The sequence below is a fragment of the Methylobacillus draconifructus genome (assembly GCF_045984385.1).
Lineage (GTDB): Bacteria > Pseudomonadota > Gammaproteobacteria > Burkholderiales > Methylophilaceae > Methylobacillus > Methylobacillus flagellatus_A.
In genome coordinates this window covers 18,579-43,195 of the sequence record NZ_JBJQIJ010000002.1, presented here as the reverse complement: position 1 = coordinate 43,195, position 24,617 = coordinate 18,579, and the positions used below count along the sequence as shown (strand labels likewise).

At 60.0% G+C, this 24,617-nt stretch carries 26 protein-coding genes; 14 read left to right on the top strand and 12 right to left on the bottom strand.

Features of this window, described 5'->3' with window-relative positions; translation table 11 throughout:
* Positions 1-21 precede the first annotated feature (21 nt).
* The 5 genes from ACKF11_RS04140 to fae form a co-directional block, all read right to left on the bottom strand.
* Entirely contained in the window at positions 22-621 is a 600-nt protein-coding gene (locus tag ACKF11_RS04140; RefSeq protein ID WP_407996070.1) for an ABC-type transport auxiliary lipoprotein family protein, read from the bottom strand.
* A gap of 8 nt (positions 622-629) precedes the next feature.
* Positions 630-1,580 (bottom strand): MlaD family protein, encoded by a 951-nt coding sequence (locus ACKF11_RS04135; RefSeq protein WP_407996069.1) that lies wholly within the window; start codon positions 1,578-1,580, stop codon positions 630-632.
* A 3-nt stretch (positions 1,581-1,583) separates the two neighbouring features.
* Positions 1,584-2,363 carry an ABC transporter ATP-binding protein gene (locus tag ACKF11_RS04130; RefSeq protein WP_407996068.1) on the bottom strand — a complete coding sequence of 260 codons (780 nt, stop codon included), beginning with the start codon at positions 2,361-2,363 and terminating at the stop codon, positions 1,584-1,586.
* Between the two features lie 6 nt (positions 2,364-2,369).
* On the bottom strand, positions 2,370-3,488 hold the full coding sequence (locus tag ACKF11_RS04125) for an ABC transporter permease (protein ID WP_407996067.1): 1,119 nt from the start codon (positions 3,486-3,488) through the stop codon (positions 2,370-2,372).
* A gap of 133 nt (positions 3,489-3,621) precedes the next feature.
* Complete coding sequence (fae, locus tag ACKF11_RS04120) at positions 3,622-4,170, bottom strand: formaldehyde-activating enzyme (RefSeq protein ID WP_230348727.1); 549 nt, start codon at positions 4,168-4,170, stop codon at positions 3,622-3,624.
* Positions 4,171-4,323: 153 nt separating this feature from the next.
* Here fae and ACKF11_RS04115 point away from each other — a divergent pair, with 153 nt between their 5' ends.
* Genes ACKF11_RS04115 through ACKF11_RS04105 form a run of 3 tightly spaced genes read left to right on the top strand, consistent with a single transcriptional unit; the run spans position 4,324 to position 7,217 of the window.
* Positions 4,324-4,743, top strand: a complete 420-nt coding sequence (locus ACKF11_RS04115) for a secondary thiamine-phosphate synthase enzyme YjbQ (RefSeq protein ID WP_407996066.1) — start codon at positions 4,324-4,326, stop codon at positions 4,741-4,743.
* Positions 4,744-4,746: 3 nt separating this feature from the next.
* Positions 4,747-5,361, top strand: coding sequence for an NAD(P)H-dependent oxidoreductase (locus ACKF11_RS04110; RefSeq protein ID WP_407996065.1), 615 nt, complete (start codon positions 4,747-4,749; stop codon positions 5,359-5,361).
* Positions 5,283-7,217 (top strand): monovalent cation:proton antiporter-2 (CPA2) family protein, encoded by a 1,935-nt coding sequence (locus tag ACKF11_RS04105; protein WP_407996064.1) that lies wholly within the window; start codon positions 5,283-5,285, stop codon positions 7,215-7,217. The genes ACKF11_RS04110 and ACKF11_RS04105 overlap by 79 nt, the downstream gene beginning before the upstream one ends.
* 33 nt (positions 7,218-7,250) lie before the next feature.
* Here the strand turns inward: ACKF11_RS04105 and ACKF11_RS04100 are convergent, their stop codons facing one another.
* Positions 7,251-7,679, bottom strand: a complete 429-nt coding sequence (locus tag ACKF11_RS04100) for a CBS domain-containing protein (protein ID WP_407996063.1) — start codon at positions 7,677-7,679, stop codon at positions 7,251-7,253.
* 181 nt (positions 7,680-7,860) lie between these two features.
* On the opposite strand from ACKF11_RS04100, the gene ACKF11_RS04095 reads away from it, so the two are divergent.
* From ACKF11_RS04095 to ruvA, 7 genes are all read left to right on the top strand, one after another.
* Positions 7,861-8,391 (top strand): MarR family winged helix-turn-helix transcriptional regulator, encoded by a 531-nt coding sequence (locus ACKF11_RS04095; RefSeq protein ID WP_407996062.1) that lies wholly within the window; start codon positions 7,861-7,863, stop codon positions 8,389-8,391.
* A 57-nt stretch (positions 8,392-8,448) separates the two neighbouring features.
* Positions 8,449-8,916, top strand: a complete 468-nt coding sequence (locus ACKF11_RS04090; protein ID WP_407993177.1) for a YybH family protein — start codon at positions 8,449-8,451, stop codon at positions 8,914-8,916.
* A gap of 25 nt (positions 8,917-8,941) precedes the next feature.
* The gene (locus tag ACKF11_RS04085; RefSeq protein ID WP_309566112.1) at positions 8,942-9,322 is read left to right on the top strand and encodes a YybH family protein; all 381 of its coding nucleotides are present in this window, start codon (positions 8,942-8,944) and stop codon (positions 9,320-9,322) included.
* A 147-nt stretch (positions 9,323-9,469) separates the two neighbouring features.
* Complete coding sequence (locus ACKF11_RS04080) at positions 9,470-10,387, top strand: DMT family transporter (protein WP_309566113.1); 918 nt, start codon at positions 9,470-9,472, stop codon at positions 10,385-10,387.
* A gap of 165 nt (positions 10,388-10,552) precedes the next feature.
* Positions 10,553-11,278: a YebC/PmpR family DNA-binding transcriptional regulator gene (locus ACKF11_RS04075; RefSeq protein ID WP_407996061.1), complete on the top strand. Its 726-nt coding sequence runs from the start codon at positions 10,553-10,555 to the stop codon at positions 11,276-11,278.
* Positions 11,278-11,820, top strand: coding sequence for a crossover junction endodeoxyribonuclease RuvC (gene ruvC / locus ACKF11_RS04070; RefSeq protein WP_407996060.1), 543 nt, complete (start codon positions 11,278-11,280; stop codon positions 11,818-11,820). Before ACKF11_RS04075 ends, ruvC begins: the two co-directional genes overlap by 1 nt.
* Complete coding sequence (ruvA, locus tag ACKF11_RS04065; protein WP_407993174.1) at positions 11,817-12,401, top strand: Holliday junction branch migration protein RuvA; 585 nt, start codon at positions 11,817-11,819, stop codon at positions 12,399-12,401. Before ruvC ends, ruvA begins: the two co-directional genes overlap by 4 nt.
* A 236-nt stretch (positions 12,402-12,637) precedes the next feature.
* On the opposite strand, the gene ACKF11_RS04060 is transcribed toward ruvA, so the two are convergent.
* From ACKF11_RS04060 to ACKF11_RS04035, 6 genes are all read right to left on the bottom strand, one after another.
* Positions 12,638-13,942 carry an LLM class flavin-dependent oxidoreductase gene (locus ACKF11_RS04060; RefSeq protein ID WP_407996059.1) on the bottom strand — a complete coding sequence of 435 codons (1,305 nt, stop codon included), beginning with the start codon at positions 13,940-13,942 and terminating at the stop codon, positions 12,638-12,640.
* 2 nt (positions 13,943-13,944) lie between these two features.
* The gene (locus ACKF11_RS04055) at positions 13,945-16,233 is read right to left on the bottom strand and encodes a TonB-dependent receptor (protein WP_407996058.1); all 2,289 of its coding nucleotides are present in this window, start codon (positions 16,231-16,233) and stop codon (positions 13,945-13,947) included.
* Positions 16,234-16,317: 84 nt separating this feature from the next.
* Positions 16,318-17,136: a carbohydrate ABC transporter permease gene (locus tag ACKF11_RS04050; protein WP_407996057.1), complete on the bottom strand. Its 819-nt coding sequence runs from the start codon at positions 17,134-17,136 to the stop codon at positions 16,318-16,320.
* Positions 17,136-18,047, bottom strand: coding sequence for a carbohydrate ABC transporter permease (locus ACKF11_RS04045; protein WP_407996056.1), 912 nt, complete (start codon positions 18,045-18,047; stop codon positions 17,136-17,138). The genes ACKF11_RS04050 and ACKF11_RS04045 overlap by 1 nt, the downstream gene beginning before the upstream one ends.
* The gene (locus ACKF11_RS04040) at positions 18,044-19,309 is read right to left on the bottom strand and encodes an ABC transporter substrate-binding protein (RefSeq protein ID WP_407996055.1); all 1,266 of its coding nucleotides are present in this window, start codon (positions 19,307-19,309) and stop codon (positions 18,044-18,046) included. The genes ACKF11_RS04045 and ACKF11_RS04040 overlap by 4 nt, the downstream gene beginning before the upstream one ends.
* Positions 19,306-20,445, bottom strand: coding sequence for an ABC transporter ATP-binding protein (locus ACKF11_RS04035; protein WP_407996054.1), 1,140 nt, complete (start codon positions 20,443-20,445; stop codon positions 19,306-19,308). The genes ACKF11_RS04040 and ACKF11_RS04035 overlap by 4 nt, the downstream gene beginning before the upstream one ends.
* Before the next feature lie 207 nt (positions 20,446-20,652).
* Here ACKF11_RS04035 and ACKF11_RS04030 point away from each other — a divergent pair, with 207 nt between their 5' ends.
* The 4 genes from ACKF11_RS04030 (at position 20,653) to ybgC (ending at position 24,611) form a co-directional block, all read left to right on the top strand.
* A complete protein-coding gene (locus ACKF11_RS04030; RefSeq protein WP_407996053.1) occupies positions 20,653-21,678 on the top strand; it encodes a LacI family DNA-binding transcriptional regulator in 1,026 nt (341 codons plus the stop codon).
* 29 nt (positions 21,679-21,707) lie between these two features.
* Entirely contained in the window at positions 21,708-22,748 is a 1,041-nt protein-coding gene (gene mgrA, locus ACKF11_RS04025) for an L-glyceraldehyde 3-phosphate reductase (protein WP_407996052.1), read from the top strand.
* A gap of 418 nt (positions 22,749-23,166) precedes the next feature.
* Positions 23,167-24,204 carry a Holliday junction branch migration DNA helicase RuvB gene (ruvB, locus tag ACKF11_RS04020; protein ID WP_407996386.1) on the top strand — a complete coding sequence of 346 codons (1,038 nt, stop codon included), beginning with the start codon at positions 23,167-23,169 and terminating at the stop codon, positions 24,202-24,204.
* Positions 24,201-24,611, top strand: coding sequence for a tol-pal system-associated acyl-CoA thioesterase (gene ybgC, locus ACKF11_RS04015; protein ID WP_407996051.1), 411 nt, complete (start codon positions 24,201-24,203; stop codon positions 24,609-24,611). Before ruvB ends, ybgC begins: the two co-directional genes overlap by 4 nt.
* Positions 24,612-24,617 lie beyond the last annotated feature (6 nt).

The window sequence follows — 24,617 nt, the reverse complement described above, 5'->3', positions numbered from 1 at the left end:
GGCTAGGTGCTGCCAAGGCGGTCACTGCGATGTGGCGGCTTGGCACTCGGGCGCGGATTGGCTGGTTGTTCCGGCCCAGTCCGCGGCCCACTGCAGCGCTTCGGTGCTGGCAAGGTTCAGCGCCGCCACGCCGCCGCGCGCATCGGCGCTTTGCGCTGCATGCTGGGCAGAAACCAGCGTGGAAGCCAGCAGCTTGCGCGAGCGCCTATCCATCAGCCCAAGCTGCAGTTGCACCACGCCCTGGCTGCTGTCTGCAGCATCGAATACCTGGTCGAAGCCCACGATCTGCAGCTTCAGGCTGCATGCCGTATTGGCTGGCGAGGCATTGGCGACTTTCTGGCGCAAGAGGTCTATCGGCAGGGTGGACCAGCGGCTTTCCGCATAGGCGAAAACCTGGGATGGATTCTTGTAGTTGAGGCGGTAGCGGATGTTGCCGTGCTGGATGGCGTCGCTGGCGCCGAGCTGCTCCAGCGGCAGGCTGAAATTCACCCGGTTGTCCGCGGTTTGCAGGCCGAAATCGTAAAAGTCCAGCTGCTTGGTTTCAGGCTTGATCGAGCTGACGCAGGCACTCAGGCTGAACGTTGCCAGGAACAGCATCACAAGGGACGGGATGGTTTGCATGGGATACCTCATTGAGCAGGTTTGAAGCCGGATTCACCAGGGCCCGGGCGAATTTCCGGTTTGCCGAAAATCAGGCTTTGCGGGTTTTCTTCCAGCATATCCAACAGGCGGCTGATACGGCGCGCGTCGTCGTTGGCGTTGGCTGTCAGTTCATTGAGCCGCGGCAGGGTTTCGTTATTGAGCGTGTCGCCGATCAGGCCCGCGCTGTTGCGGATGTCGCCCGTCATGCCGCGCACGTCCTGGACCGTGGCGGTCAGCTCGTTGAGCAATGGCGTGGCGGCCTGCGTGGCTTCCTGCAGGTTGTTCAGGGTTTGCGTGAGCTGCTGCTGGTTTTGCTCGGACATGAACTTGCTGGCCTTGCCGAACGCCTCGTTGGCGGTGGTCAGCGTCGGCCCCAGCTTGGATGACGCCTCTTCCAGGTTGGACAGCGTCTGGTTCAGGCTCTGCACGTCTATGCTCTGCATCACCGCGTTCGCATGTTCTATGGTGGCGACGCCGTGGTTGACAAAGGATTCCACCTTGTCCACCAGCCGAGGCACGCGTTCGGAAATGCGGTCTATTAATGAAGGGCGCATGGTGATCAGCGAACCGGGGGCCAGCTGGTCACCATTGTCGTTCGGGTCGTTGAGGTCGATGTAGGCGAGGCCGGTTACCCCCTGGGCGCGCAGCTCGGCGTAGGCGTCCTTGGTGAGGTGCAGCTTTTCATCGACGCGGATGGTGATCTCTATCGAGGATTGCGAGTCCGGGTCCAGCGCAATGTTGGATACCTTGCCTACGTTGACGCCGCGGAATTTGACCGAGGCCTCCTGGCTGAGGCCGGTCACGGGCTGTTTCGAGATGATCTTGTATTCGGTAAGCGCCTGGCGCGTGCCGCTCATCCACCAGAAGGCGAATGCGAGGATAGCAACCAGGATCAGGGTGACAATGCCAACAGCAAGGGCGTGAGCGCGGTTTTCCATAAATTATCCAATTCTTTCCAATCGGACACGAACGCCCTGGAAAAAGTTTTGCACAAAGGGATGGTCGATATTGCCAAGTTCGCGCAGGCCGCAATTGGCGACGATGCGCTTGTCGGCGAGGACGGCGACCTTGTCGGTCAGCGATACCAGGGTGTCCAGGTCGTGGGTGACGAAAATGACGGTCAGGCCCAGGGCGTGCTTGATGCTCTTGATCAGTTCCACGAATTTCTCGCTGCGGTCCGGGTCCAGCCCTGCGGTCGGTTCGTCCAGCAGCAACAGCTCCGGTTCCAATGCCAGCGCGCGCGCCAAGGCCACGCGCTTGATCATGCCGCCCGAGAGCTGGGATGGCAGCCTGGAACCCGTGTCCGGCTCCATTTCCACTAGCGAGAGCTTGTGCAATACGAGCTGGTGGATGGTGGCCTCGTCGAACTGCTTGAGCTCGCGCAATGGAAAGGCGATGTTGTCGAACACGCTCAAAGCGGAAAACAGGGCGCCCTGCTGGAACAGCATGCCCAGGCGGTTCATCAGGCGCTGCTGCGGCACGCGACTCATTTTGTGCAGGTTCTTGCCGAAGAGCAGCACCTCGCCCTTGGTCGGGCGGGTCAGGCCCACGATGTGCCGGAGCAGGGTGGTCTTGCCGCTGCCTGAGCCGCCCACCAGGGAGACGATTTCGCCCGCGTTGATGGTCAGGTCGAGGTCCTGGTGCACCACATTGCTGCCGAAGACGGTCCAGACCTTCTTGATTTCGCAGATCGGGCGTGTCTTTTTTTCTTGTTCTGCCATGGATGCTTATACCCCGATGCCGCTGGTGAGGATGGCAAACGCGGCATCGATGAGGATGACGCAGGTGATCGCGGTGACGACCGAGCTGGTGGTGCTGCGGCTGAGGCTTTCGGTATTCGGCTTGATGCGCAGGCCGAAGTGGCAGGCCATCACGGCGACAATGAAGCCGAACATGACGCCCTTGACCAGGCTCAGGGTGATATTGACCGGCTGCACCACGGCGGCTAGGTAGTCGAAAAAGAAGCGGAACCCGAGGCCCAGCTCCATGTTGGCGGAGAGCGCGCCACCAAACAGCGCCCAGCAGGAAGTCCATATCACCAGGAACGGCGCGATGACAGTGAGTCCTAACACCTTGGGCAGCACCACGCGCAGGATGCGCGAAATGCCCATGGTGGCAAGCGCGTCGATTTCCTCGGTAACGCGCATGACGCCGATCTGGGCCGCCATGGCGGAACCAGAGCGCCCCGCGATCAATACCGCCATGAGGATGGGGCCGAGCTCGCGGATGACTGCCAGCCCAAGGATATTGACGATGAAGATGTCTGCGCCGAAGGTGCGCAGCTGGGTCGCCATGAGATAGCTCATGGCAATCCCGATCATGAAGCCGAGTAGCGCGGTGACGGGCAAGGCGGTGACGCCGCTCTTGTAGATGTTGGCGCTAAATTCGCGCCACGGGAAATCCTGAGGGCGGCGCAACAAGTAGCCCAGCTCGAGTACCAGCAGTCCGATGAGCTTGACGAAGTCGACGACATGGCTGGTGATGAAAATGGTCAGCTTGCCGAAGCCGGCGACCAGTTTCAGCCAGTCGAAGCGCTGCGGTTTTTCAACGGCTTTGGCTTCGATGGAAGCCAGCGTGTCGAACAGCGCGGCTTGCTCGTCAGTGAGCGCTACCTTATCTTCCAGCTTGCCGTGCCAGCCGTTCCACAGCACGGCCGCGCCGGCGGTATCCAGTTGCTCCACCTGGGTCAGGTCCCATTGCGCCTTGGCGTCGGAAAAATACGGTTTGAGCGCTCGGCGCAATTGGGCGAAATCATTCTCCAGGGCGCGCAAGGACCATTGTCCATTGAGGACAATGCGCTTTGCGCCTTGGGCATCCTGCTCTACCTGAAAACTTGCTGCCGCCATGAGCTTCCTTCGGTGATAGGGCGCCAGTCATGCCCGGCTGGCGCCGAAGGACTGGCATTGCACCGGCAGCCGAAACTGCCGATGCGCTCTTTATAACATGGGAGATGGCAGATTAGAGATTAGACCCTGCCATTTATATTTTGCCGTCCAGGCCCATCTGGAAATACTTGTGCACGATCTTCTCCTGGTTCTCCAGCAGCCAGTCGATGTCCGGCTTGTTGCTCATCGCCTTGTGGATGGCGTTGGCGGTGGCCTTGCGGTGGATGTCGAACAGGATCTTGTGGTCCAGGTTGTCTTGTTCCACCACGATCGGGTTGAGCCAGACCGAGACGATGATGCCGAGGTCGTTGGCCTTTTCCTTGGGGATGTCGCCGTTGCGCACGGCATCCAGCACGCCGTTGGCGATCGCGGCCTGCACGGTGCCCATGAGGATGTTGGTATAGCGCTCGTTCTTGACGGTGACCTTGCTCACCATGATGGTGGCGGGGCGCACCATGATGTCGGTGTTGAGGATGGCAAGCACGCGCGAGTGGCCCTTGACCTGGTCGCCGAGCAGCGTGCCGAAGGCCGTGCCCATGGGGCCGTCCATTTCCCCGATGATCACTTCAGGCTCGGCTGCCGTGCCCGGAGGGCCTCCCGCTACCAGGGCTTCGCCGACGCGCATGAAAATCTTGTCACTCATTGTTTCTCCTTGCTGATGGATTGGATAACGAAAATAATGGATGAGCTACTTTTAACCGAAATCCGGCGTAATTGCAAAAATGCCGGCCGACCACTCAATGACAACAGCGGCAGGCTATAATTTCCCGGCTTACCATTTTTAAAGGCAAAACTCATGAAAAGTTATCGTAAAGAGCTATGGTTCAATGCGCCTTCGCGCGTGGCGTTCATCAACATCACGCACGAAGTGGAAGCCTGTTTGCGCGAAAGCGGCATAAGGGAGGGGCTGGTGTTGGTCAACGCCATGCACATCACGGCCAGCGTCTTTATCAACGATGACGAATCCGGCCTGCACCATGACTACCGCGAGTGGCTCGAGCGCCTGGCGCCGCACGAGCCCATCCGCAACTACCGCCACAACGATACCGGCGAGGACAATGCCGACGCGCACATGAAGCGCCAGGTGATGGGGCGCGAGGTAGTTGTCGCAGTGACCGACGGGCAATTGGATTTCGGGCCTTGGGAGCAGATTTTCTACGGCGAGTTCGACGGCCGCCGCAACAAGCGCGTGCTGGTGAAAGTCATTGGTGAATAGACGTTGAAGCAACGCGTACTGCTGATTGTGGCCCACCCCATGCTGGAGGGCTCGCGGGTCAACCGAGCCTTGCTGGATGCTGCCCAGGGCTGCGAGGGAGTCCAGGTGCACGACCTCTACGCCCGCTACCCGGAGCAGATGATCGATGTGCCGCACGAGCAGGCATTGGTCGATGCGCACGACATCCTGGTGTTCCAGCATCCCATGCACTGGTATTCGTGCCCGGCATTGCTCAAGAGCTGGATGGACTCCGTGCTGAGTTACGGCTGGGCGTATGGCGACAATGCCACCAAGCTGACAGGAAAGGCCTGGGTGCAGGCGGTTTCCACCGGCGGCTCGGAAAGCGTCTACCAGCGGCGCGGCTACAATTGCTTTTCCGTCGCCGAGCTGTTGCGGCCGTTCGAGCAGACGGCGCGGCTGTGCAATATGCGCTACCTGCAGCCTTTCCTCACCCAGGCGGCAGATACCTTGAGCGACGAAGCCCTGAGTAAGCAGGCGGCTAGTTATGCGGCATGGCTGGACCAGCTGGCCGATGGTAAATGGCCGCCGCAGGTCAACAGCCTGCAGGCGGAGGAGGCGCAATATCTGGCGCCCACCAGCACGGAAGAGGCATCCTGATGGCGGAAGCGCATATCCCATCCCTGTTGCTGGAAAGCGCCATCTACCTTGGCGCCGCCGTGCTGGCCGTGCCAATTTTTCGGCGGGTCGGGCTCGGCTCGGTGCTGGGCTACCTGTTTGCCGGCATCGTCATCGGGCCGTGGGGGCTGGGCCTGGTGGCGGATACCGACACCGTCATGCATTTCTCCGAGTTCGGCGTGGTCATGATGCTGTTCCTGATCGGGCTGGAGATCGAGCCCGACAAACTGATGTCGTTGCGGCTGCCCATCTTCGGCATGGGCGGCTTGCAGGTGGTGCTGACCGCGGCGCTGGTCTATGGCGCCGGCGTTGCCGTCGGCCTGGATTGGCGCTTGTCGCTGGTGGTCGGCATGGGCGTGGCGATGTCCTCGACGGCGATCGCCATGCAGATACTGGCGGAACAGGGCGCGTTGAACCGCCCGTCGGGCCGTTCTGCGTTCTCGGTGCTACTGTTCCAGGACCTGGCGGTGATCCCCATCATGATCCTGCTGCTGGTGATTGCGCCGGGAGCGCATACCGCCCACGGCGTGCACATGGACTGGCTAGCCATCCTCAAGGCGGTGTCGCTGGTGGTGTTGCTCGTACTCGGCGGGCAATACCTGTTGCGGCCGGTATTGCGCTACATCGCCAACACCGGCCTGCGCGAGATATTCATTGCGTTCGCTCTATTCCTTATCATCGGCGTCTCCATCCTCATGACCCTGGTTGGCCTGTCCATGGCGCTGGGCGCCTTCATTGCGGGCGTGCTGCTCGCGGATTCCGAATACCGGCAGGAGCTCGAGCTCGACATCGAACCGTTCAAGGGCTTGCTGCTGGGGCTGTTCTTTATTTCGGTGGGGATGTCGGTCAACCTCGACTTGGTATTGCAGCAGCCTGGATTGATCGTCGGGCTGGCGCTGGCGTTCGTCCTGTTCAAGCTGGTGTTCCTGTTCGGTCTTGCCAAGGCGTTCCGCCTCGATAACGCCGGCGGGCTCATGTTTGCGGTGACTTTGTCGCAGGTGGGCGAGTTTGCGTTTGTCATTTTTAGCGCCGCGCTCGATGCCAAGGTAATCAGCTACGAGCATAGCGCGTTGCTCAATTCGGTCGTCGCATTGTCGATGGTGACCACGCCCCTGTTGTTGCTGGGCTTTCACGGCGTTTACCGCCGCAGGCTGCAGCAGCGGCGCAAGAGCGGTCGGCATGACGAGTTTGAGGAGGCGCGCCCCGTGATCGTGGCCGGCTTCGGGCGCGTGGGGCAGATCATCACCCGCCTGCTGACGAGCGTGGGCGTCGTGCCTACCGTGATCGAGCATGACCCAAACCAGATCGAGCTCATGCGCAGCTTCGGATACCATGCCTATTACGGCGACATCACGAGGCCGGATGTGTTGCGCGCGGCGGGCATCGCGCGTGCCAAGCTATTGATCCTGGCGATAGACGACGCTGAAGAGGCGTTGGAGACGGCGCGCTACGTGCGCGAGCATTATCCTGATGTGAAAATTCTTGCACGGGCGCGCAACCGCACCTATGTGTTCGACTACATGGATATGGGCATAGACTGCGTGCGCGAGACATTCCTCAGCGCGGTGCATCTGGGAGAGAAGGCGCTGCGTGAAATGGGCTACTCCCCGTTCCATGCCTACAGCACCGCGTGGAAGTTCAGGCAGAACGACGAGAAAATGATGCATGACCTGCACCCCATCCATACCGATATGCAGAAAGTGGTGTCCTACAGCGTGCGCACGCGGCAGGATTTGCAGCGCACCCTGTCGCGCGAGATGGAAGAGGCGGTTGCCGGCCTCAATCACAATGCCTGGGAAGGGCGTCCCGAGACTGAGACGCCTAAGGGTCAGGAATAAGGTTTTCCCTGTCGAGATAAAGACGCTGGCAGCCTAGCTCTGGATATAGCTTTCCAGTTGCTTGATCAGGAATTCCTGGTAGGCGATGGTTTCCTTCACCAGGTCGCCGATCGAGAGCAGGCCGACCAGCTTGTCGTCCTCCAATACCGGCAGGTGGCGGATGCGCTTGCCCGACATCAGGTTCATGCAGTGTTCCACCGTGTCTTCTGGGCTGACGGTGATCAATTGCACCGACATGATGTCGCCTACGGTGGTGGTCTTGGAGGTCTTGCCCTTGATGACCACTTCGCGCGCGTAGTCGCGCTCGGAAAAGATACCCACCATGTTGTCGCGCTGCAACACCACCAAGGCGCCGATATGGTGCTCGGCCATGAGCAGCAAGGCGTCATAGACCAGGCTCTCCGGCGCGACGGAATAGATGGTGCTGCCTTTGGTTTCCAGAACTTGCCTCACGGTTTTCATGTTGGCTCCTCCTTCGTTTTCTTATTGGCGTAAGCTCAATATACACCTTAATGACAATAAGGTTAAACGCCCGCACAACCGCCTATCTGTAAGGCAATAATCCTATCGTCATGCCAAATCTAGGAAGGGCATGAATAGGGTGGTTGACATAATTAGCTGGCTAATTATAATTCGACTAACTATGTTGCAGCTCAGAGATCTTCCAAGCAAGGCAGTCCTGGACAAGTTTTCCGCACGCTATCCGGAAGCGGATGTCAGCGCGGTCTCGTCCTTCCTGCACTTGCTGCGCGTCGCAAGCGATCTTTCGCTTGCGCTGGATGCATGCCTGAGCCAACATGGCCTGCTGCAGGGGCGCTGGTGGGTGCTGATCCTGCTCATGCGGGAGGAGCACGGCATTTCATTGCCTTCCGTACTGGCGGAAAAGGCCGGCGTCAGCCGCGCCACGATGACGGGCCTGATCGACGGCCTGGAGCGCGATGGCCTCGTGGAACGCATCTTTGACAAGGATGACCGCAGGCGGGTGTCGATCCGCCTGACTGCCGCGGGGCAGGAAAAGCTCGACCAGGTGATGCCGGACTATTACACGCGCTTGCGTCAGTGCATGGCAGGGGTGAGCGAAGAGGAGCGGGATTTATTTAACGGCATCCTGGTCAAGCTCAATGCAGGCATCACGGCTTTTGATGCATCCGGCAACCGCCACCCGGGCACATGACGGCAGTCGTTGAAGCAAAGTCTATATTCAATATCAATTAACAAGAGGAGCAATATCATGAAGATCAGCAAGGTCGTTGTCGCTATCGTGTTACTGGCTTTGGTGGCGGTCGCCGCTGTCGCCGTCTACAAATGCAATGCCAAGCCGAACGAGGACGAGGCCAAGGCCATCGTCAGCAAGCTCAACAGCGCATGGGATGCCGCGTTTGCCGAGGCTTCCGCCGGTACGCTCGCATCCTATTACGATGCCAATGGCAGCTTGCTGCCTGCCGGCGGCGAGCAAGTGACCGGCAGCAAGGCGATTGCTGATTTCTGGTCCGGGCTGTTCGCCAAGGGCTTTGCCGATCACCAGATCACTACCGTAGAAACCGGCATTGTCGGCAACACCATCTACCAGCGCGGCAAGTGGAGCGCAGTGCTCAAGAGCGCGGACAGCGAACCGCAGCAATTCAGCGGCAACCTGCATATTCTCTACAAGAAGCAGGATGACGGCAGCTGGAAGATCCTGACCCATACCTGGAATTAATTTCTCACCACTACAAGGAACCAAGATGTCGAATTCAGATTTCAAGGCCACCGCCCAGCAACTCAACCAGGCCTGGGATGCCGCCTTCAATGCCAAGGACCACGCACTGGTCGCCTCTTTCTACGATGATGCCGCCACGGTCCTGCCCGCCGGCGCATCCCAGATCAGCGGCAAGGAAGCGCTGCTGGGTTTCTGGAAGACCTCGATCGCGCAAGGCATCATCGACCACAAGCTGGAGCTGATCGACGCGCAATCTGACGGCAATCTCGCCTTCCAGCGCGGCCATTGGAGCGCTGCCGCAATTGACGCGCAAGGCAACCGCCAGAGCTTCAACGGCAACGTGCACCTGTTGTACAAGAAGCAGGCCGACGGCAACTGGAAGCTGTTGAGCCATATCTGGAATTAAAGTCACTAACGAAACCTGCTGGCGTTTGGTTCTGCCTTGCCGTAGCACACGTATTGCCTGCGGCAGGGCGGCTGGCCAGTAACGCTTCGCTGAGTTTTGCCAGCTGCTCTTCCAATCTGTTAACTAAGGCCTAGGCCAGGAATCGACATGAAAGCGGGAACCTCGACCACGTTGCGCGCCTTTGCAGCCTTGCTGCTGCTGGCGATGCTCTGGGGTTACAACTGGGTGGTGATGAAGCATGCGCTGGATTATGCCGGCGCGTTCCAGTTCGGCGCGATGCGGACGTTTTACGGCGCTGTCTGCCTGTTTGCGTTGCTGGTGCTAATGCGCAAACCGCTCAAGCCGCGAGAGGTGCCGACGTTGATCTGGCTCGGGGTGCTGCAGACCTGCGGCTTTACCGGCCTCATCATCTGGGCCCTGGTCGAGGGCGGCGCCGGCAAGACCGCGGTGCTGACCTACACCATGCCGTTCTGGGTGATGGTGCTGGCTTGGCCGCTGTTGGGCGAAAAAATCCGCGGCATCCAATGGCTGGCGGCATTGTTCTCCGTGATGGGCCTCTTGTTCATCCTTGATCCGCTGCACCTGGGCTCTGACCTGTTCAGCATGTCGCTGGCGATATTGGGCGGCGTGTTCTGGGCGGTTTCCGTGATCGTCGCCAAGAAGCTGCACCAGCGCGTTCCCGATCTCGACCTCATGTCGCTGACCGCATGGCAAATGCTGTTCGGCTCGCTGCCGCTGGTGGCCGTCGCCTTCATCGTGCCCGCGCCGCCAATAGACTGGAGCGTCAATTTCATCGGCGCCGTCTTGTTCAACGCCGTGTTATGCAACGCATTGGCCTGGCTGCTCTGGCTCTATGCCCTGCAGCACCTGCCCGCAGGCATCGCCAGCATGACCTCACTGCTCGCCCCCGTAATCGGTGTGCTTGCGGCATGGCTGCAGCTTGGCGAACAGCCGAGCCAGGGGGAAGTCATCGGCATGGCGCTGATCGGGGTTTCCTTGCTGATCATTTCATTGCACAGCATGAAGCGGCATGAAGAAGTCGACCCGGCAATGGGTCAGGACTGACCGGCATATCAAGCGGACAGCACGGATGTCATTTCGACGGGATGCATCCGTTTTGATGCCGATCCAACATAGCAATCGCTATTCACGCACGCATATTTTCGCTTAGCCCTATATGGTAAAATTCGCGAGGTTTTTTGCACAATTCGCAATCAAAGGATTTTACAAATGGCAGGGCATTCCAAATGGGCCAACATCCAGCACCGCAAAGGTCGCCAGGATGCCAAACGTGGCAAGATATTCACCAAGCTGATCAAGGAAATCACCGTCTCTGCCCGCATGGGCGGCGGCGATATCAATTTCAATCCGCGCCTGCGCGCCGCCGTGGCGGAAGCCAAAGAGCAGAACATGCCCGCGGACAACATCACCCGTGCGATCAAGCGCGGTACCGGCGAGCTTGAGGGCGTCAATTACGAGGAAATCCGCTACGAAGGCTACGGCATCAACGGCGCCGCCATCATCATCGACTGCCTGACCGACAATAAGCAGCGCGCCGTGGCCGATGTGCGCCATGCGCTGAGCAAGAACGGCGGCAACCTGGGGACGGACGGTTCCGTTGCCTTCATGTTCAAGCACTGCGGCGTGCTGGTGTTCGAACCGGGCACCAGCGAAGATCAAGTCATGGAAGCAGCACTGGAAGCCGGCGCGGAAGATGTCATCACCGACGAGGACGGCAGTATCGAAGTGATCACCGCGCCGGGCGATTTCACTGCGGTGAAGGAAGCGCTGGAGGCGGCGGGCCTGAAGCCGGTATTGGCGGAAGTGACCATGAAGCCGGACAACGAAACCGTGTTCAGCGGCGAAGAGGGAGCCAAGATGCAGAAACTGCTGGACGCGCTGGAAGACCTCGATGACGTGCAGGAAGTCTATACCACCGCAGTGATCGAGGAGTAATGACCGTACGCATCCTCGGCATCGATCCCGGCCTGCGCTTGACAGGCTTTGGCGTGATCGAGAAGGCGGGCGAGAAGCTCGCCTACGTGGCGAGCGGCACCATCAAGACCACGACCGGCAAGGGCAGCGAGATCGAGGACTTGCCGACGCGCCTCAAGATCATCCTGGATGGCCTGGCGGAAGTGATTGCGACCTACCAGCCGCAGCAATCGGCGATTGAAAAGGTATTCGTGAACGTCAACCCGCAATCCACCTTGTTGCTCGGGCAGGCCAGGGGGGCGGCAATCAGCGCCCTGGTGCTGAACCACCTCACGGTGGCGGAATATACCGCCTTGCAAGTCAAGCAGTCGGTAGTGGGAAACGGCCACGCGGCCAAGGACCAGGTGCAGGAAATGGTGAAGCGCCTGCTCAACCTGCCCTCGGTCCCGAGGCCGGATTCGGCGGATGCGCTGGCATGCGCGATTTGCCACGCGCATGGCGGGCAGGGCTTGGGTAAATTGGCAACGGCAGGATTCAGGGTAAAGGGCGGCAGGTTGATATGATTGCAAGATTGAGCGGTATCCTCGTCGAGAAAACGCCACCCCAGGTGGTGATCGACTGCAACGGCGTGGGCTATGAGTGCGAAGTGCCCATGAGCACTTTCTACAACCTGCCTGCCACCGGCGAAAAGGTGGTGCTACTTACCCAGTTCATCGTGCGCGAAGACGCACAATTGCTGTACGGCTTCGGCAGCGACCAGGAGCGCGCCACCTTCCGCCAATTGCTGAAAGTGAACGGCATAGGCGCAAAGTCAGCGCTCGCTATCCTGAGCGGGCTGTCGGTGGACGACCTGGCCCAGGCAGTAGCCTTGCAGGAAACTGGTTTGCTGACCAAGGTGCCTGGCATAGGCAAGAAAACCGCCGAGCGCCTCCTGCTCGAACTCAAGGACAAGTTCTCCATCGACGGCGGCACGGCGTTGGCCGGCGGCAGCCAAGCCAAGTCGGCCAGCGGCGACGTGCTTAATGCCCTGCTGGCGCTGGGCTACAACGAGCGCGAGGCCCTGGCTGCGGTCAAGCAATTGCCAGCCGATATTGCGGTCGCCGAAGGTATCAAGCTCTCACTCAAGTCGCTCTCTAAAACATAAAGCTAAAATACCTCAGCAGTTTTTAGGGCGAGCGCAGCGATGCCAAGTATGCTTTTGACGTTGTTCCCCGTCTGGCTGCGCTACTCGGCGCAGCCAGACGGGAGGAAAAGCCAACCCTTGGCATCGCTGCGCTTGCCCTTGTTGAGTGAGTGTGAGGATGGTTCAGGAATAAAAATGTCTGGCGATAGTTGCCAGGCATTCAAGTTGCTCATCGGGATAAAGCCGTTGATTTGTTATCAGGCTTTGCTGTAACGGTTCACCGGTTTCTCAAGGCCCAGGTGTTCCCGCAAGGTACGCCCTTGGTATTGCGTACGGAAAATGCCGCGCCGCTGCAGTTCCGGCACCACCAGTTCCGTGAAGTCGCGCAGGCCTCCCGGCAGCCAGGGCGCCATGACGTTGAAGCCGTCAGCGCCTCCTTGCTCGAACCATTCCTGGATATTGTCCGCGACCGTTTCCGGGGTGCCGACGACGGTCAGGTGGCCGCGTCCGCCTGCAATGCGCAGGTAGAGCTGTCGGATGGTCAGGTTTTCTCCCTGGGCGAGTTCGGTGAGCAGTTTCTGCCGGCTTTGCTGGCCGTTATCGGTCAGTGGCAATGCCGGAAGCGGGCCATCCACAGGGTAGCCGGACAGGTCGAAATTGCCGATCATGCGTCCGAGCAACGCCAGGCCGGATTCGGGGTCCACAAGTTCCTGCAGCTTGTTGAACTTGGCTTCGGCTTCTGCCTGGGTCTTGCCCACGATGCTGAAGATGCCGGGCATGATCTTGAAGCTGTCGGGCTGCCTGCCGTATTTTGCCATACGCCCTTTCAGGTCTTGATAGAAAGCCTGGGCCGAAGCCAGCGTGGGGTGGGCAGTAAACACCACTTCCGCCGTTTCCGCCGCCAGCTCCCTTCCTGTCTCGGAGCCGCCCGCCTGCACGATGACAGGCCTTCCCTGCGGGCTGGGCGGCACATTCAACGGGCCGGCGACATCGAAGTGCGGGCCATGATGATCAAGGGCGTGCAGCTTGCTGCGGTCGAACCAGACGCCTTTCTCTTTGTCGTTGAGGAACGCGTCCTCTTCCCAGCTATCCCAAAGCCCGGTAACCACCTCATAGAACTCCCGTGCCCTGGCGTAGCGCTCGGCATGGGAAACATGCTGCGGCAGGCCGAAGTTGGCCGATTCCGATGCATTGTCCGAGGTGACCAGGTTCCAGCCGCTGCGCCCGCGGGAAATCTGGTCGAGCGAAGCGAATTTCCTGGCGATATGGTAGGGCTCGTTATACGTCGTGGTGGCGGTGCCGATCAGGCCGATGCGGCTGGTCACCGCTGCCAGCGCGCTCAGCAATGTCAGCGGTTCCAGTCCTGCGGGGCCTGCCGCGGCGGTTACGGCATCGGCAAAGAACACCGCATCGAAATGCGCTGCCTCCGCCAGAAGTGCCGCTTCCTTGTAGACGGCAAACGGGTCGTCATCCAGCACATTGTCCGGGTAGCGCCATCCTGCGACATGGTGACCATTGCGGATGAGGAACGCGCCCAGGCTGAGTTGACGGGGTTGGCTCATGATTAGAAGTCCTTTCTGACCTGGATGCCGAAATAGCGGGCATCGTCGCGAGGGACGTAGCGCAGCGTATAGGTCGAGTTGGCATTGCTGACTAGGTTGCTCGCATAGGAGCGGTCCAGCAGGTTGCGGCCTACCAGCGCGAAGCGCCATCCGTCCTGGGTGGACAGTGCTACGCTGGCGTTCCAGATGCCGTAGGCTTCCTGGATCGTATCCTTGGTTTGGGTGAGGCTGTATTGCTGCTTGCTTTGCCAGGTATAGTCGGTGCCAATATCGATCACGTAGCCGCCATTCAACGGAATTGCATAGTTGGCACGGGCGACTAATTTGAACTCAGGGGAGAACGGCAGCGGTTTTCCATTCACTGCGCAAGAGGCAGCGGCATTGGCAGGGCAATTGAATTGGTCGATTCTTGCATCCACGTAAGCCAAGGAGCCTGCAAGCGTCAGCCTGGAAGTCGGCTTGGCGGTGGCGTCGAACTCAATGCCGCGGGTAGAGACATCGCCGGCGTTGACCAGCCGCGTCACCACGGTGCCGCTGACTACGTCAAAGAAATTCGCCTGGTAGTTCTTGTACTTGGTGTAGAACGCCGCTACGTTGAAAATCAGGCGATTGTCCAGATAAGCTGATTTGAGACCCAGCTCAAAAGAGCTGGATGTCTCTGGGTCGAGCGGCAACGTGTCGCCATTGGCCTGGTTCATGTTGAAGAATACATTGTAGGCAGGCCCCTTGTATCCACGCGAATACGTGAAGTAGGTGGTGATATCGCTGCTCAGGTCGTACTGCAGTCCCAGGCGCCCGGAATATGCATTCTCCGAAGTGTCTCCTTTGCGTAGCGGCTGGCTGACTTGCACCCCGGGGCCTGTGACAGGAGAGTTGCGGACGTGGTCGAATGACAGTTCGTCGTGCGTCCAGCGCAGGCCGGCAATCCCGCGGAAATCCGAGGTGAAGTTCAGTGTGCTTTCGCCGAACAGGGCCACGCTGTCGCTGTCGATGCTGTAGTCGGCGCGGCCGATGAAATTGGTGCCGGCGTTGTTAGTACCGCTACGCTGGTAGGTTTCATCGGTCTTGCCCTTGAGGTAGTAAATACCTGCCACATATTCCAGGAATCGGTCCTTGGGGGAGGCGATGCGGATTTCCTGCGAGAACTGCTTTGAATCTACAGTGCCCCGGTCCCGGGTGGCAGGATAGTCCCCGGTAATCCTGAGAGGGTCGTAGTTGTTACCGATTTGCGATGTGGACGTGTTTTGCGTGTTGTCCCAGGTCCGGAATGCGGTGATGGACGTCAATGTGTAATCGTTGAAGCGCCAGTCTACCTGTGCGGAAACCCCCTGGTTGGTATCGGTGACTTCGCTCTTGCCATCGGTATACACCCTGCGGTTGCCTTTGCTTACATTGACGGGGCTGATGCCCTGGTTGAATGCGGCGTTGCTGGAGCTGTAAGGCACGCCGCTGGCGCCTGGGACGCTGTTGGTGCCATGCGTGTAGTCGGCGATCAGGGTGATGTCGAGGTCCTCGTTCGGCGTCAGCAGGAATTTGGCGCGGGCGCCTTCGCGTTCATAGCCGTTGAGATTGCCGCCAATCACGTTTTTCACATTGCCGTCGTAGTCGGCCCATAGGCCGTTGATGGATGCATACAGCAGGTCAGGCACCAGCGTGCCGGAGAGCCCGAAGCGGATGCGCTTTTCCCCGCCTTCATAGTAGGAGGCGTCGACATAGGCATGTGGATCGGCGCTGGGTTCGCGCGTCACCACGTTGATCACGCCTGCCGAGGCGTTCTTGCCGAACAGCGTGCCCTGTGGACCGCGCAATACCTCAATGCGTTCCACGTCCAGCAGGTCCAGCGTGGCCTGGCCCGGACGGGCATAGACCACGCCGTCGATCACGGTGGAGACGGTAGGCTCGATGCCGGGCGACGTGGAAATGGTGCCCACGCCGCGGATCAGGATGGAGGAGTCCTTGTTGCCGCCCTGCTGGCGGAAGGTCAGGCTCGGCACCTCGTTGGCGATGGTTTGGATGCTGTTGAGGTTGGATTGCTCCAGTTTGCGGCCGTCCAGCACGGATACGGCGACGGGAATGGATTGCAGGCTGGCTTCGCGCCGGGTCGCGGTGACGGTGACCGTGCCGAGCGCAGGCTGCGCCTCCTGATCGCCCGAGGTTTGCTTGCTTTCGGCTTCGGTGGTTTCTTCGGCGGCAAATGCCGCCGGGATGCCGCCAGACAGCAATGCTGAAGCGAGCGCCAGGCTGATGCCCCGGCGCCGGAACTGTTGCATTTGAGTATGGTGTGGTTTCATGCAGATTCCCCTAATGTAGTCGTAAAAATGATGTAGCAGCCTGATACCCGTTGTCGGGAAACCAGGGGAATGGAAAGAAATGCCTCATCCCTTGATGCCTCCTGTGGTGAGTCCGCTAATGACGCGTTCCTGGAACAGGATGATGAGGATGGCGAGCGGCACGATGGCGACCACCAATGCGGCGGAGATCACCGGCCATGGAAAGGTGAACTCCCCTTGGTAGAGCAGGATGCCGACCGGCAGGGTGCGGCTGCCCGGCGCGGCATTCAGGGCCAGCGCCAGCAGGAACTCGTCCCAGGCATTGACGAAAGCCAGGATGCCGGCAGTGAACACGCCGGGGGCGGACAATGGCAGCACGATGCGGTAGAGCGCCTGCAGCCTAGTGCAACCGTCCAGCATCGCGGCGTTCTCGATGTCCTTGGGCACCTGCTGGAAAAAGCTCGCGAGCACGAGCGTGCATACCGGCAGGCTTTGCACGGCGTAAGGCAGCACCAGTGCGCCGTAGGTGTTGATCAAGCCCAGCCCTCGCATGATCTCGAATAGGGGCACCAGCAATGTCGCCGGCGGGAACATGGCGATCGCGACCAGTGCCGTGAGGATCAGGCCGCGACGGCGCAGCTGCAGCCGGGTGAGCGCGTAGGCGGCCCCGGTGGCCGCGAACAAGGTCAGCAGAGTGGAAAGCAAGGCCACCGCGAAGCTGTTGCCGAGGAACAGCAGCAAGGGCTGGTCGCTGAACGCATGCACGTAATTGCCCAGGGTGGGGTGCTGCGGCCACCAGGTAATCGGGGTTTGCGCCAGCTCGGCATCGCGCTTGAACGAGGTCAGCAATATCCACAGGGCGGGGAAGAAACCGTTTGCCAGCAGCACGGCGGCAGCGATCCAGCGCAAGGGGAGTTTCAGCATTACAGCGCCCCCTTGTAGATTTTGCGCAGATAGACCGAGCTGACGGCCATGGACAACAGGAACAGCAGCATTGCGAGGGCGGATCCGTAGCCGACATCCATGTATTCGATGGCCGTGGTATTAATCAGGATGGACAAGGTCTCCGTATAGCGGGCTGGGCCGCCCTGCGTCATCGCATAGGGAATGTCGAAGGATTGCAAGGCGCTGATGGTGCGGAAGATCAGTGCGACCATCATGGCCGGCATCAGCAGCGGCAGGGTGACGTGGCGGAAGGACTGCCAACGGCTGGCGCCTTCCAGCGCCGCGGCTTCGTACAAGCTGCGCGGGATGGTCTGCAGGCCTGCGAGCAGGATCAGCGCGACGAACGAAGAGGTTTTCCAGATGCTGGCGACGCAGATCGCAAAAAAGCCCCATTGCGGTATCAGCAGGAAGGATATCGGGGCTAGGCCTGCACGGCGCAACAGGTCGTTGACCACGCCGTATTCCGTATTGAAGAACCATGCGAAAATCATGCCGGAGAATGCAAGCGGCAAGGCCCAAGGCAGCAGTAATGCCAGCCGCACGGGCCAGCGCCATTTCCATTCGCGGTTGGCGAGCAATGCCAGCCCGAGACCGACGAGCAACGCGCCGGGAACAGTGACCACACATAAAGCAATCGTAAAGCGCACGGCGCGCCAGACATCCGGGTCGCGCAAAGCGTCGACATAGTTGGCAACGCCGACGAAAGCCGGGCCGTTCTCGCTGAACAGGCTGATGGAATAGAAGCTGTCGTGGATGACCTTCGCCACCGGGTAGACCACGATCAGGACGAGCAATAGTGCCGCAGGCAGCAACAGCCAGAATGCTAGCGATGACTCACTGACGTCTCTAGGTTGGTCTCGCCGCTGGTTGAAAAATGCGTGCAGGCTCAACGCAATATCCTTTCCAGGCGGCGGCTGATGTCTTCCAGACCTTCCTCGGCCGTCAATGATCCGGCCAATACGGCCGAGGTCGAGATGCGCAGTACGTCCGACACCTGCGCATAGCGCGCGGTCAGCGGACGGGACTTGGCTCCCAGCAAGGCAGGTTTGGCATCCTTGAGCCATGGGATCACGGCCTGAACCTCCGCATCGTCGTAAAGCGAAAGGTATGGCGGCAGCAATGCGCCTTGCAAGGTAATAAAGCGCACGCTTTCAGGCGAGGCCAGGAAGCGCAGGAAATCCGCCGTTTGCGCCTTGTGGCGCGAATAGTTGGAGAGCGCCCACTGCCATCCCCCCAGGCAAGTAGCATGCTTGCCGCCTTGCACCGCCGGCATGCGGATGACGCCGACCTTGCCCTTGACGCGCGAGTCCGCGTCATTCTTGAACACGCCCCAGGCAAAGCCCCAATTGATGGCGAAGATCGCATTGCCGGCCTTGAACGTGTTCACGGTGTCGCCGGTCTTGACCTCGGCTACGTGGCGGCGGATTACGTTCTTGTCGATCAGGCCTTGCCATAATCGCAGGCTGCGCAATGCCGCGGGGTTGTCCAATGCCAGTTTGCCGTTGCTGTCGAGAATGTCCTTGCCCTGGCTCCAGTAAGGCAGCAGGAAGCTGCACACCGTGCCTTCGATCGGCGCTCCCTGAATGGAAAGCCCTTGCAGCGCAGGATTGTTCTCTTGCTTCAGGATGGCCTGTGCGGCTTTTTCCAATTCCTGCCAGGTTTGCGGCGGCGCAATGCCGTATTGCGCCAGCAGATCCTTGCGGTAATACATGAACATGGCATCGGTCACTGCGGGCAGGGTGTAGAGCCTGTCCTTGATCAGGTTGGTCTGGCGGTAGATGGGCAAGCCGTCGGCGAGCAGCGTTTGCTTTTCCTTGCCGAAATACGGGTCTAGCGGGGCGATCCAGCCAGCGGTGGCGAATTGGTAAGGGTTGACGATATCCAGCATCAAGGCGTCAAAGCTGGGGTCGTGCGCATTGAGCAGGACGGAAAGGTATTTGCGCTGCAGTTCCGAGGTGGCCGCGCCGCTGCCGATTTCAATGCGGATGCCAGGATGGCTGGCTTCATAACGGTCGGCAAGCGTACGGAACAGGTCGGGGCGTTGCGCCGCACCGCCGATGAAGACGCGCAGCACCGTTTCCGCCTTCGCAGAGGCGGCAACGGCTACCAGCAGGATGAAGGCAATGAGCCGAAGTGCGCGCGGGAGGCTCATGCCGCTGGCTCCATGTTGCCGGCTTGGCGAGTGGCAATGCGCGTGCCTTGTTCGCCGTCGAACCAGTGCAGGTTGGCATGCGCTACATGGATTTGCAGTTGCTGTCCGGGGAATACCGTCTGGTGGCCGGGCAGGCGTGCCTGCACCGTGTATTGCCTGAGGTTCGCAGTCAATTGTTCCAGCCGCAGCGTGGCAATGGTCTCCGCGCCCAGCGGCTCGATCAACTCGACTACGGCGTTGAGGCGCAGCGCCGCCTGGCCGTTGAGGGAAGCGACGTCGATATGGAAGTGCTCAGGGCGGATGCCCAGGGTGATCTGCTGTTCCGGCTCGATCTCCAGATGGTTGACGGGCACCGACTGTCCGGCAATAAAGGCGGATCGATAATCGGCAGACCATTGCAGCGGCAGGTCTAGCAGGTTCATTGGAGGGGATCCCATGAAACCGGCCACGAAGGTGGTGGCGGGCGACTGGTAGATTTCTGCCGGCGTACCTAATTGCTCGATACGGCCGTGATTGATCACCGCGATGCGGTCGGCCAGCGTCATGGCTTCCACCTGGTCATGTGTGACGTAGATCATGGTCTTGCCGATGCGCTGGTGCAGGCGCTTGATCTCCATGCGCATTTCCGTGCGCAGTTTGGCGTCCAAGTTGGACAGCGGCTCGTCGAACAGGAACAGCTGGGCGTCGCGCACGAGCGCGCGGCCGATCGCCACGCGTTGGCGTTGGCCGCCCGAAAGTGCGGCGGGCTTTCGCTGCAACAGGGGAGTCAGCTGCAAAAGATCCGCTGCGGCGTGCACTTTCTGCTGGATTTCCTGCTTGGATGTGCCGCGGATGATGAGGCCAAACGCCAGGTTGTCGTAAACCGTCTTGTGCGGATAGAGCGCATAGTCCTGGAACACCAGCGCCATGTTGCGTTCGCGCGGCGGCAGGCGGTTGATGCTGCGGCCGTCCAGGATCACTTGCCCTTCGTCGACTTCTTCCAGGCCTGCCAGGATGCGCAGCAATGTCGACTTGCCGCAACCGGAGGGGCCGACCAGCACAATGAATTCCCCTGAGGCGATGTCCAGGTCGATCTCCTGGAGGATGCGCGTATGGGCGAACTGCTTGCCCAGGCGTTGCAGGCTAAGCTTTGCCATGGATACTTGCCTGCATGAAAGCCGACTTCGATATATCCAGGAGTGGCTTTTCCTGAATAAAATACAAATGTTTTGAAAATTTTGAAAACACTGATAATCTCAATGATGTTACCGGTAACATTCGAATGTTCGGGCAAGTGTTTGTATGTTTTCAAAGAATTAAAATGAAAATCAATATTTATAAAAGTTATATGTGGGTGGTTGCCGATGTCGGGTAAGCGCAAGGGACTGGGCAGGGCCACCGTGCATGATGTGGCGAAGCTGGCTGGCGTTTCATCGATTACCGTGTCGCGGTATTTCAAGCAGCCGGAAATCGTGTCCGAAGTGTTGCGGGACCGTATCGCCAAGGCGGTGACGGCGTTGGACTACCTGCCCAACCATGCCGCGGGCGGCCTGGCCTCGACCCGGGGCCGCATTGTGGCCATGGTGATTCCCAATATTTCGGGGCCCATCTTTGCCAACACCATCCAGAGCTTCAGCGATGAGCTGAACCGGCATGGATACCAGTTGTTGCTGGCGTCGAGCTATTTCTCCATGGAAAAGGAGGAAAGCGTGGTGCGTGCCTTCCTCGGTTGGTCGCCGGCGGCGCTGGTGCTGACCAGTCAGTATCATTCCGAGGGAACCGAGAGGCTGATCGCCAAGGCCGCCATGCCGGTGGTGGAAACCTGGGACTACGTGCCGGAGCGCAAGCCGGTGCAGGTGGGGTTTTCGCATGTGGAGGTTGGCCGGCAATCGGTGGAGTATTTGCATGGCAAGGGGTACAAGCGCATTGCCTATGTGCAGAACAGCCTGATAGGCGACTTGAGCGCGCTTGACCGCCGTGATGGCTATATTGCGCGCATGAACGAATACGGCCTGGAGCCCTGGGTGTTCGTCCCCACCCAGGCCGATCCGTTCGAGGCGGGCCGGCAGGCGGTCAATTCCCTGCTATTGCGCCAGCAGCCTGCCGAAGCCATTGTGTTTGCCAACGACAACCTGGCTGCGGGCGGCATGTTGGCTGGCCTGCGGGCCGGCAAGCGCTTTCCCGAGGATTGCGCCATTTTCGGCTTCGGCAATTACGCTTTTTCCGAAATGCTGCTGCCCAGTCTGACCACCATACGCCCTCCCGCGAGGGAGATCGGCGAGGTTGCCGCCTTGCGCGTATTGCAGGCATTGGGAGAAAGGCCGGCGGATGGCCCGGTGCAGCACCTCAACCTGCTGGACTGTGAATTGATTGCGCGCGAGAGCGCTTAACAATGCGTTGTGAATTGAAGGAGCAGTGAATGACTTACCAGGCCGATGAACATCGTTATGAGCAGATGCAGTACCGCCGTTGCGGCAACAGCGGGCTCAAGCTGCCGTTGCTGTCGCTGGGCTTGTGGCACAACTTCGGCGATAACACCAATATCGCCGTGCAGCGCGACATGCTGCGCACCGCGTTCGACCTCGGCATCACCCATTTCGACCTCGCCAACAACTACGGCCCGCCGTACGGCAGCGCGGAAGCCAATTTCGGGCAATTGTTCCGGCAGGATTTCCGCCCTTACCGCGACGAGCTGATCATTTCCACCAAGGCGGGATGGGACATGTGGCCGGGTCCCTACGGGCAGGGCGGCGGTTCGCGCAAATACCTGCTTGCGAGCCTGGACCAAAGCCTGCAGCGCATGGGGCTGGACTATGTGGATATCTTCTATTCGCACCGCTTCGACGCGGAAACGCCGCTGGAGGAAACCATAGGCGCCCTCGCCAGCGCCGTTCAGCAGGGCAAGGCGCTCTATGTCGGCATTTCTTCCTACTCTCCCTCCAAGACGCTGGAAGCTTCCAGGCTGTTGCGCGAATGGAAGATTCCCTGCCTGATCCACCAGCCTTCCTACAACCTGCTCAACCGCTGGATAGAGCGCGGCCTGCTCGACACCCTGCAGCAGGAGGGCATGGGTTGCATCACCTTTACCGCGCTGGCCCAAGGGCTGCTCTCGGACAAATACCTCAACGGCATTCCGCAGGAGGCGCGCATCAACCGTCCGGGCGGCAATTCCATCCCTCCCAGCCACTTGAGCGAGCAAAACCTCAAGCGCATTCACGGCCTCAACCAGATTGCATTGCAGCGTGGGCAAACGCTTGCACAGATGGCGCTGGCCTGGGTGCTGCGCGACGAGCGCGTGACCTCCACCTTGATCGGGGCGAGCAACAGCCAGCAGATCCGCGAGAATGTCGCCGCCTTACAGAACCTTGCCTTCACTCCGGAAGAGCTGGCTGCGATAGACACCCTTGCCCAGGAGGGCGGTATCGACCTCTGGGCAGGTTCTTCCAGCGACTGGAAATAGCTGGTCTAGAGCCTGTTCACGATATTTTCATCGGGTGCGCAAGGCTCCAACACGCGTCCGGTCAAGGCGCAGTTCGCAGGTGATGCTGATTGCCTCGCCAAGGACTGCAGCGCAGAACGGGCGCGTGTTGGGGCCTTGCCCCTAGGGTTGTCTCGGCAGCGCAGCGGCCGGGACGTTGCAATTCCTCGGGCAATGTCCCGGTGAAATCCACACCCTTAATGGTTTGCGCCTTGCATCACTTGCCCTGCCGGGACAACGTACCTGATGAAAATATCGTGAACAGGCTCTTGGTAAGTCGCGGAAGGTTTTTACGTTTTTTGACTTGCAAGGTAGAGAACAATCGCAGGCTTTTCTGTATCATGCGCATATGCCGCTGCGCGCAGAAGCTGCGCAGCGTAGCCAAGCAGAATCCGACCTGATGATAGAAACCGACCGTTTAATCGCCCCATCCACCCAAGGCACGCAGGAAGAAGCGCTGGAGCGTGCCCTGCGTCCCAAGGTATTGGATGAATACGTAGGCCAGGAAAAGGCGCGCGGCCAGCTGGAAATCTTCATCAACGCCGCGCGCGGCCGTGCCGAGGCGCTGGACCACGTGCTGCTGTTTGGGCCGCCGGGCCTGGGCAAGACCACGCTGGCGCACATCATCGCCAAGGAGATGGGCGTCAACCTGCGCCAGACCTCGGGCCCGGTGCTGGAGCGCGCGGGCGACCTTGCGGCGCTGCTCACCAATCTCGAACCCAACGATGTCTTGTTCATCGACGAAATCCACCGGCTTTCCCCGGTCGTGGAGGAAATACTCTATCCGGCCATGGAGGATTACCGGCTCGACATCATGATCGGCGAAGGCCCTGCCGCGCGCTCGGTGCGCCTCGACCTGCCGCCTTTCACCCTGGTGGGGGCGACCACCAGGGCCGGCATGCTGACCAACCCTTTGCGCGACCGCTTCGGCATCGTCTCGCGCCTGGAGTTCTACACTGCGGAGGAGCTGGCCCGCATCGTCCACCGTTCCGCCGGATTGCTGGAAGTCTCCATGCAGCAGGAAGGCGCGCTGGAAATCGCTCGCCGCTCGCGCGGCACGCCGCGTATCGCCAACCGCCTGTTGCGCCGGGTGCGCGACTATGCCCAGGTGAAGTCCGACGGCGTCGTGAGTGCCGATATTGCCGATGCCGCCCTGAAAATGCTCGACGTGGACAAGCTCGGCTTCGATGTCATGGACCGCAAGTTGTTGCTGGCCGTGCTGGAGAAATTCGACGGCGGCCCGGTCGGGCTGGATAACCTCGCAGCCGCGATCGGCGAGGAGCGCGACACCATCGAGGACGTACTCGAGCCGTACCTGATCCAGCAAGGCTACCTCATGCGCACCCCGCGCGGCCGCATCGCCACGCAACAGGCTTACCAGCATTTCGGGCTCGCCACGCCCGGCAAGATCGGCACCGGAGAACTCTGGCAGCAATGAGTGCAAGTACGGAGTTTCGCTGGCCGGTAAGGGTTTACTACGAAGATACCGATAGCGGCGGCGTGGTCTATCACGCCAATTACCTCAAGTTCATGGAGCGTGCGCGCACCGAGTTCCTGCGCAGCCTGGGTTTCGGCCAGGCGGAACTAAGGGATGATCTCGGGGTCTTGTTCGTGGTGCGCAGCCTTGCGCTACAATACCGCCGTCCCGCGCGCTTTGATGATGCGCTGGAAGTGGTGACGCGGCTCGAGGAGCTTGGGCGCAGCCTCATGAAATTCGAGCAGAAGATATACCGCGGCGAGCAATTGCTGACAGAGGCCACCGTGGATATCGTCTGCATCGATGCGGAACAGTTCAGGCCGGCCATCATCCCGCCTGCCGTGCGAAACCTGGTCAACCCTATATGATCAACC

What these genes read in the sequence shown, in the direction of transcription:
- fae (WP_230348727.1), bottom strand. Translation starts at nt 4,170, where the DNA reads ATGAGTGACAAGATTTTCATGCGCGTCGGCGAAGCCCTGGTAGCGGGA.
- ACKF11_RS04050 (WP_407996057.1), bottom strand. Translation starts at nt 17,136, where the DNA reads ATGCTGAAACTCCCCTTGCGCTGGATCGCTGCCGCCGTGCTGCTGGCA.
- ACKF11_RS04130 (WP_407996068.1), bottom strand. Translation starts at nt 2,363, where the DNA reads ATGGCAGAACAAGAAAAAAAGACACGCCCGATCTGCGAAATCAAGAAG.
- mgrA (WP_407996052.1), top strand. Translation starts at nt 21,708, where the DNA reads ATGACTTACCAGGCCGATGAACATCGTTATGAGCAGATGCAGTACCGC.
- ACKF11_RS04085 (WP_309566112.1), top strand. Translation starts at nt 8,942, where the DNA reads ATGTCGAATTCAGATTTCAAGGCCACCGCCCAGCAACTCAACCAGGCC.
- ACKF11_RS04140 (WP_407996070.1), bottom strand. Translation starts at nt 621, where the DNA reads ATGCAAACCATCCCGTCCCTTGTGATGCTGTTCCTGGCAACGTTCAGC.
- ACKF11_RS04060 (WP_407996059.1), bottom strand. Translation starts at nt 13,942, where the DNA reads ATGAGCCAACCCCGTCAACTCAGCCTGGGCGCGTTCCTCATCCGCAAT.
- ACKF11_RS04080 (WP_309566113.1), top strand. Translation starts at nt 9,470, where the DNA reads ATGAAAGCGGGAACCTCGACCACGTTGCGCGCCTTTGCAGCCTTGCTG.
- ruvC (WP_407996060.1), top strand. Translation starts at nt 11,278, where the DNA reads ATGACCGTACGCATCCTCGGCATCGATCCCGGCCTGCGCTTGACAGGC.
- ACKF11_RS04100 (WP_407996063.1), bottom strand. Translation starts at nt 7,679, where the DNA reads ATGAAAACCGTGAGGCAAGTTCTGGAAACCAAAGGCAGCACCATCTAT.
- ACKF11_RS04055 (WP_407996058.1), bottom strand. Translation starts at nt 16,233, where the DNA reads ATGAAACCACACCATACTCAAATGCAACAGTTCCGGCGCCGGGGCATC.
- ACKF11_RS04035 (WP_407996054.1), bottom strand. Translation starts at nt 20,445, where the DNA reads ATGGCAAAGCTTAGCCTGCAACGCCTGGGCAAGCAGTTCGCCCATACG.
- ACKF11_RS04115 (WP_407996066.1), top strand. Translation starts at nt 4,324, where the DNA reads ATGAAAAGTTATCGTAAAGAGCTATGGTTCAATGCGCCTTCGCGCGTG.
- ACKF11_RS04040 (WP_407996055.1), bottom strand. Translation starts at nt 19,309, where the DNA reads ATGAGCCTCCCGCGCGCACTTCGGCTCATTGCCTTCATCCTGCTGGTA.
- ACKF11_RS04095 (WP_407996062.1), top strand. Translation starts at nt 7,861, where the DNA reads ATGTTGCAGCTCAGAGATCTTCCAAGCAAGGCAGTCCTGGACAAGTTT.
- ACKF11_RS04135 (WP_407996069.1), bottom strand. Translation starts at nt 1,580, where the DNA reads ATGGAAAACCGCGCTCACGCCCTTGCTGTTGGCATTGTCACCCTGATC.
- ybgC (WP_407996051.1), top strand. Translation starts at nt 24,201, where the DNA reads ATGAGTGCAAGTACGGAGTTTCGCTGGCCGGTAAGGGTTTACTACGAA.
- ACKF11_RS04030 (WP_407996053.1), top strand. Translation starts at nt 20,653, where the DNA reads ATGTCGGGTAAGCGCAAGGGACTGGGCAGGGCCACCGTGCATGATGTG.
- ruvB (WP_407996386.1), top strand. Translation starts at nt 23,167, where the DNA reads ATGATAGAAACCGACCGTTTAATCGCCCCATCCACCCAAGGCACGCAG.
- ACKF11_RS04125 (WP_407996067.1), bottom strand. Translation starts at nt 3,488, where the DNA reads ATGGCGGCAGCAAGTTTTCAGGTAGAGCAGGATGCCCAAGGCGCAAAG.
- ACKF11_RS04075 (WP_407996061.1), top strand. Translation starts at nt 10,553, where the DNA reads ATGGCAGGGCATTCCAAATGGGCCAACATCCAGCACCGCAAAGGTCGC.
- ACKF11_RS04090 (WP_407993177.1), top strand. Translation starts at nt 8,449, where the DNA reads ATGAAGATCAGCAAGGTCGTTGTCGCTATCGTGTTACTGGCTTTGGTG.
- ruvA (WP_407993174.1), top strand. Translation starts at nt 11,817, where the DNA reads ATGATTGCAAGATTGAGCGGTATCCTCGTCGAGAAAACGCCACCCCAG.
- ACKF11_RS04105 (WP_407996064.1), top strand. Translation starts at nt 5,283, where the DNA reads ATGGCCGCCGCAGGTCAACAGCCTGCAGGCGGAGGAGGCGCAATATCT.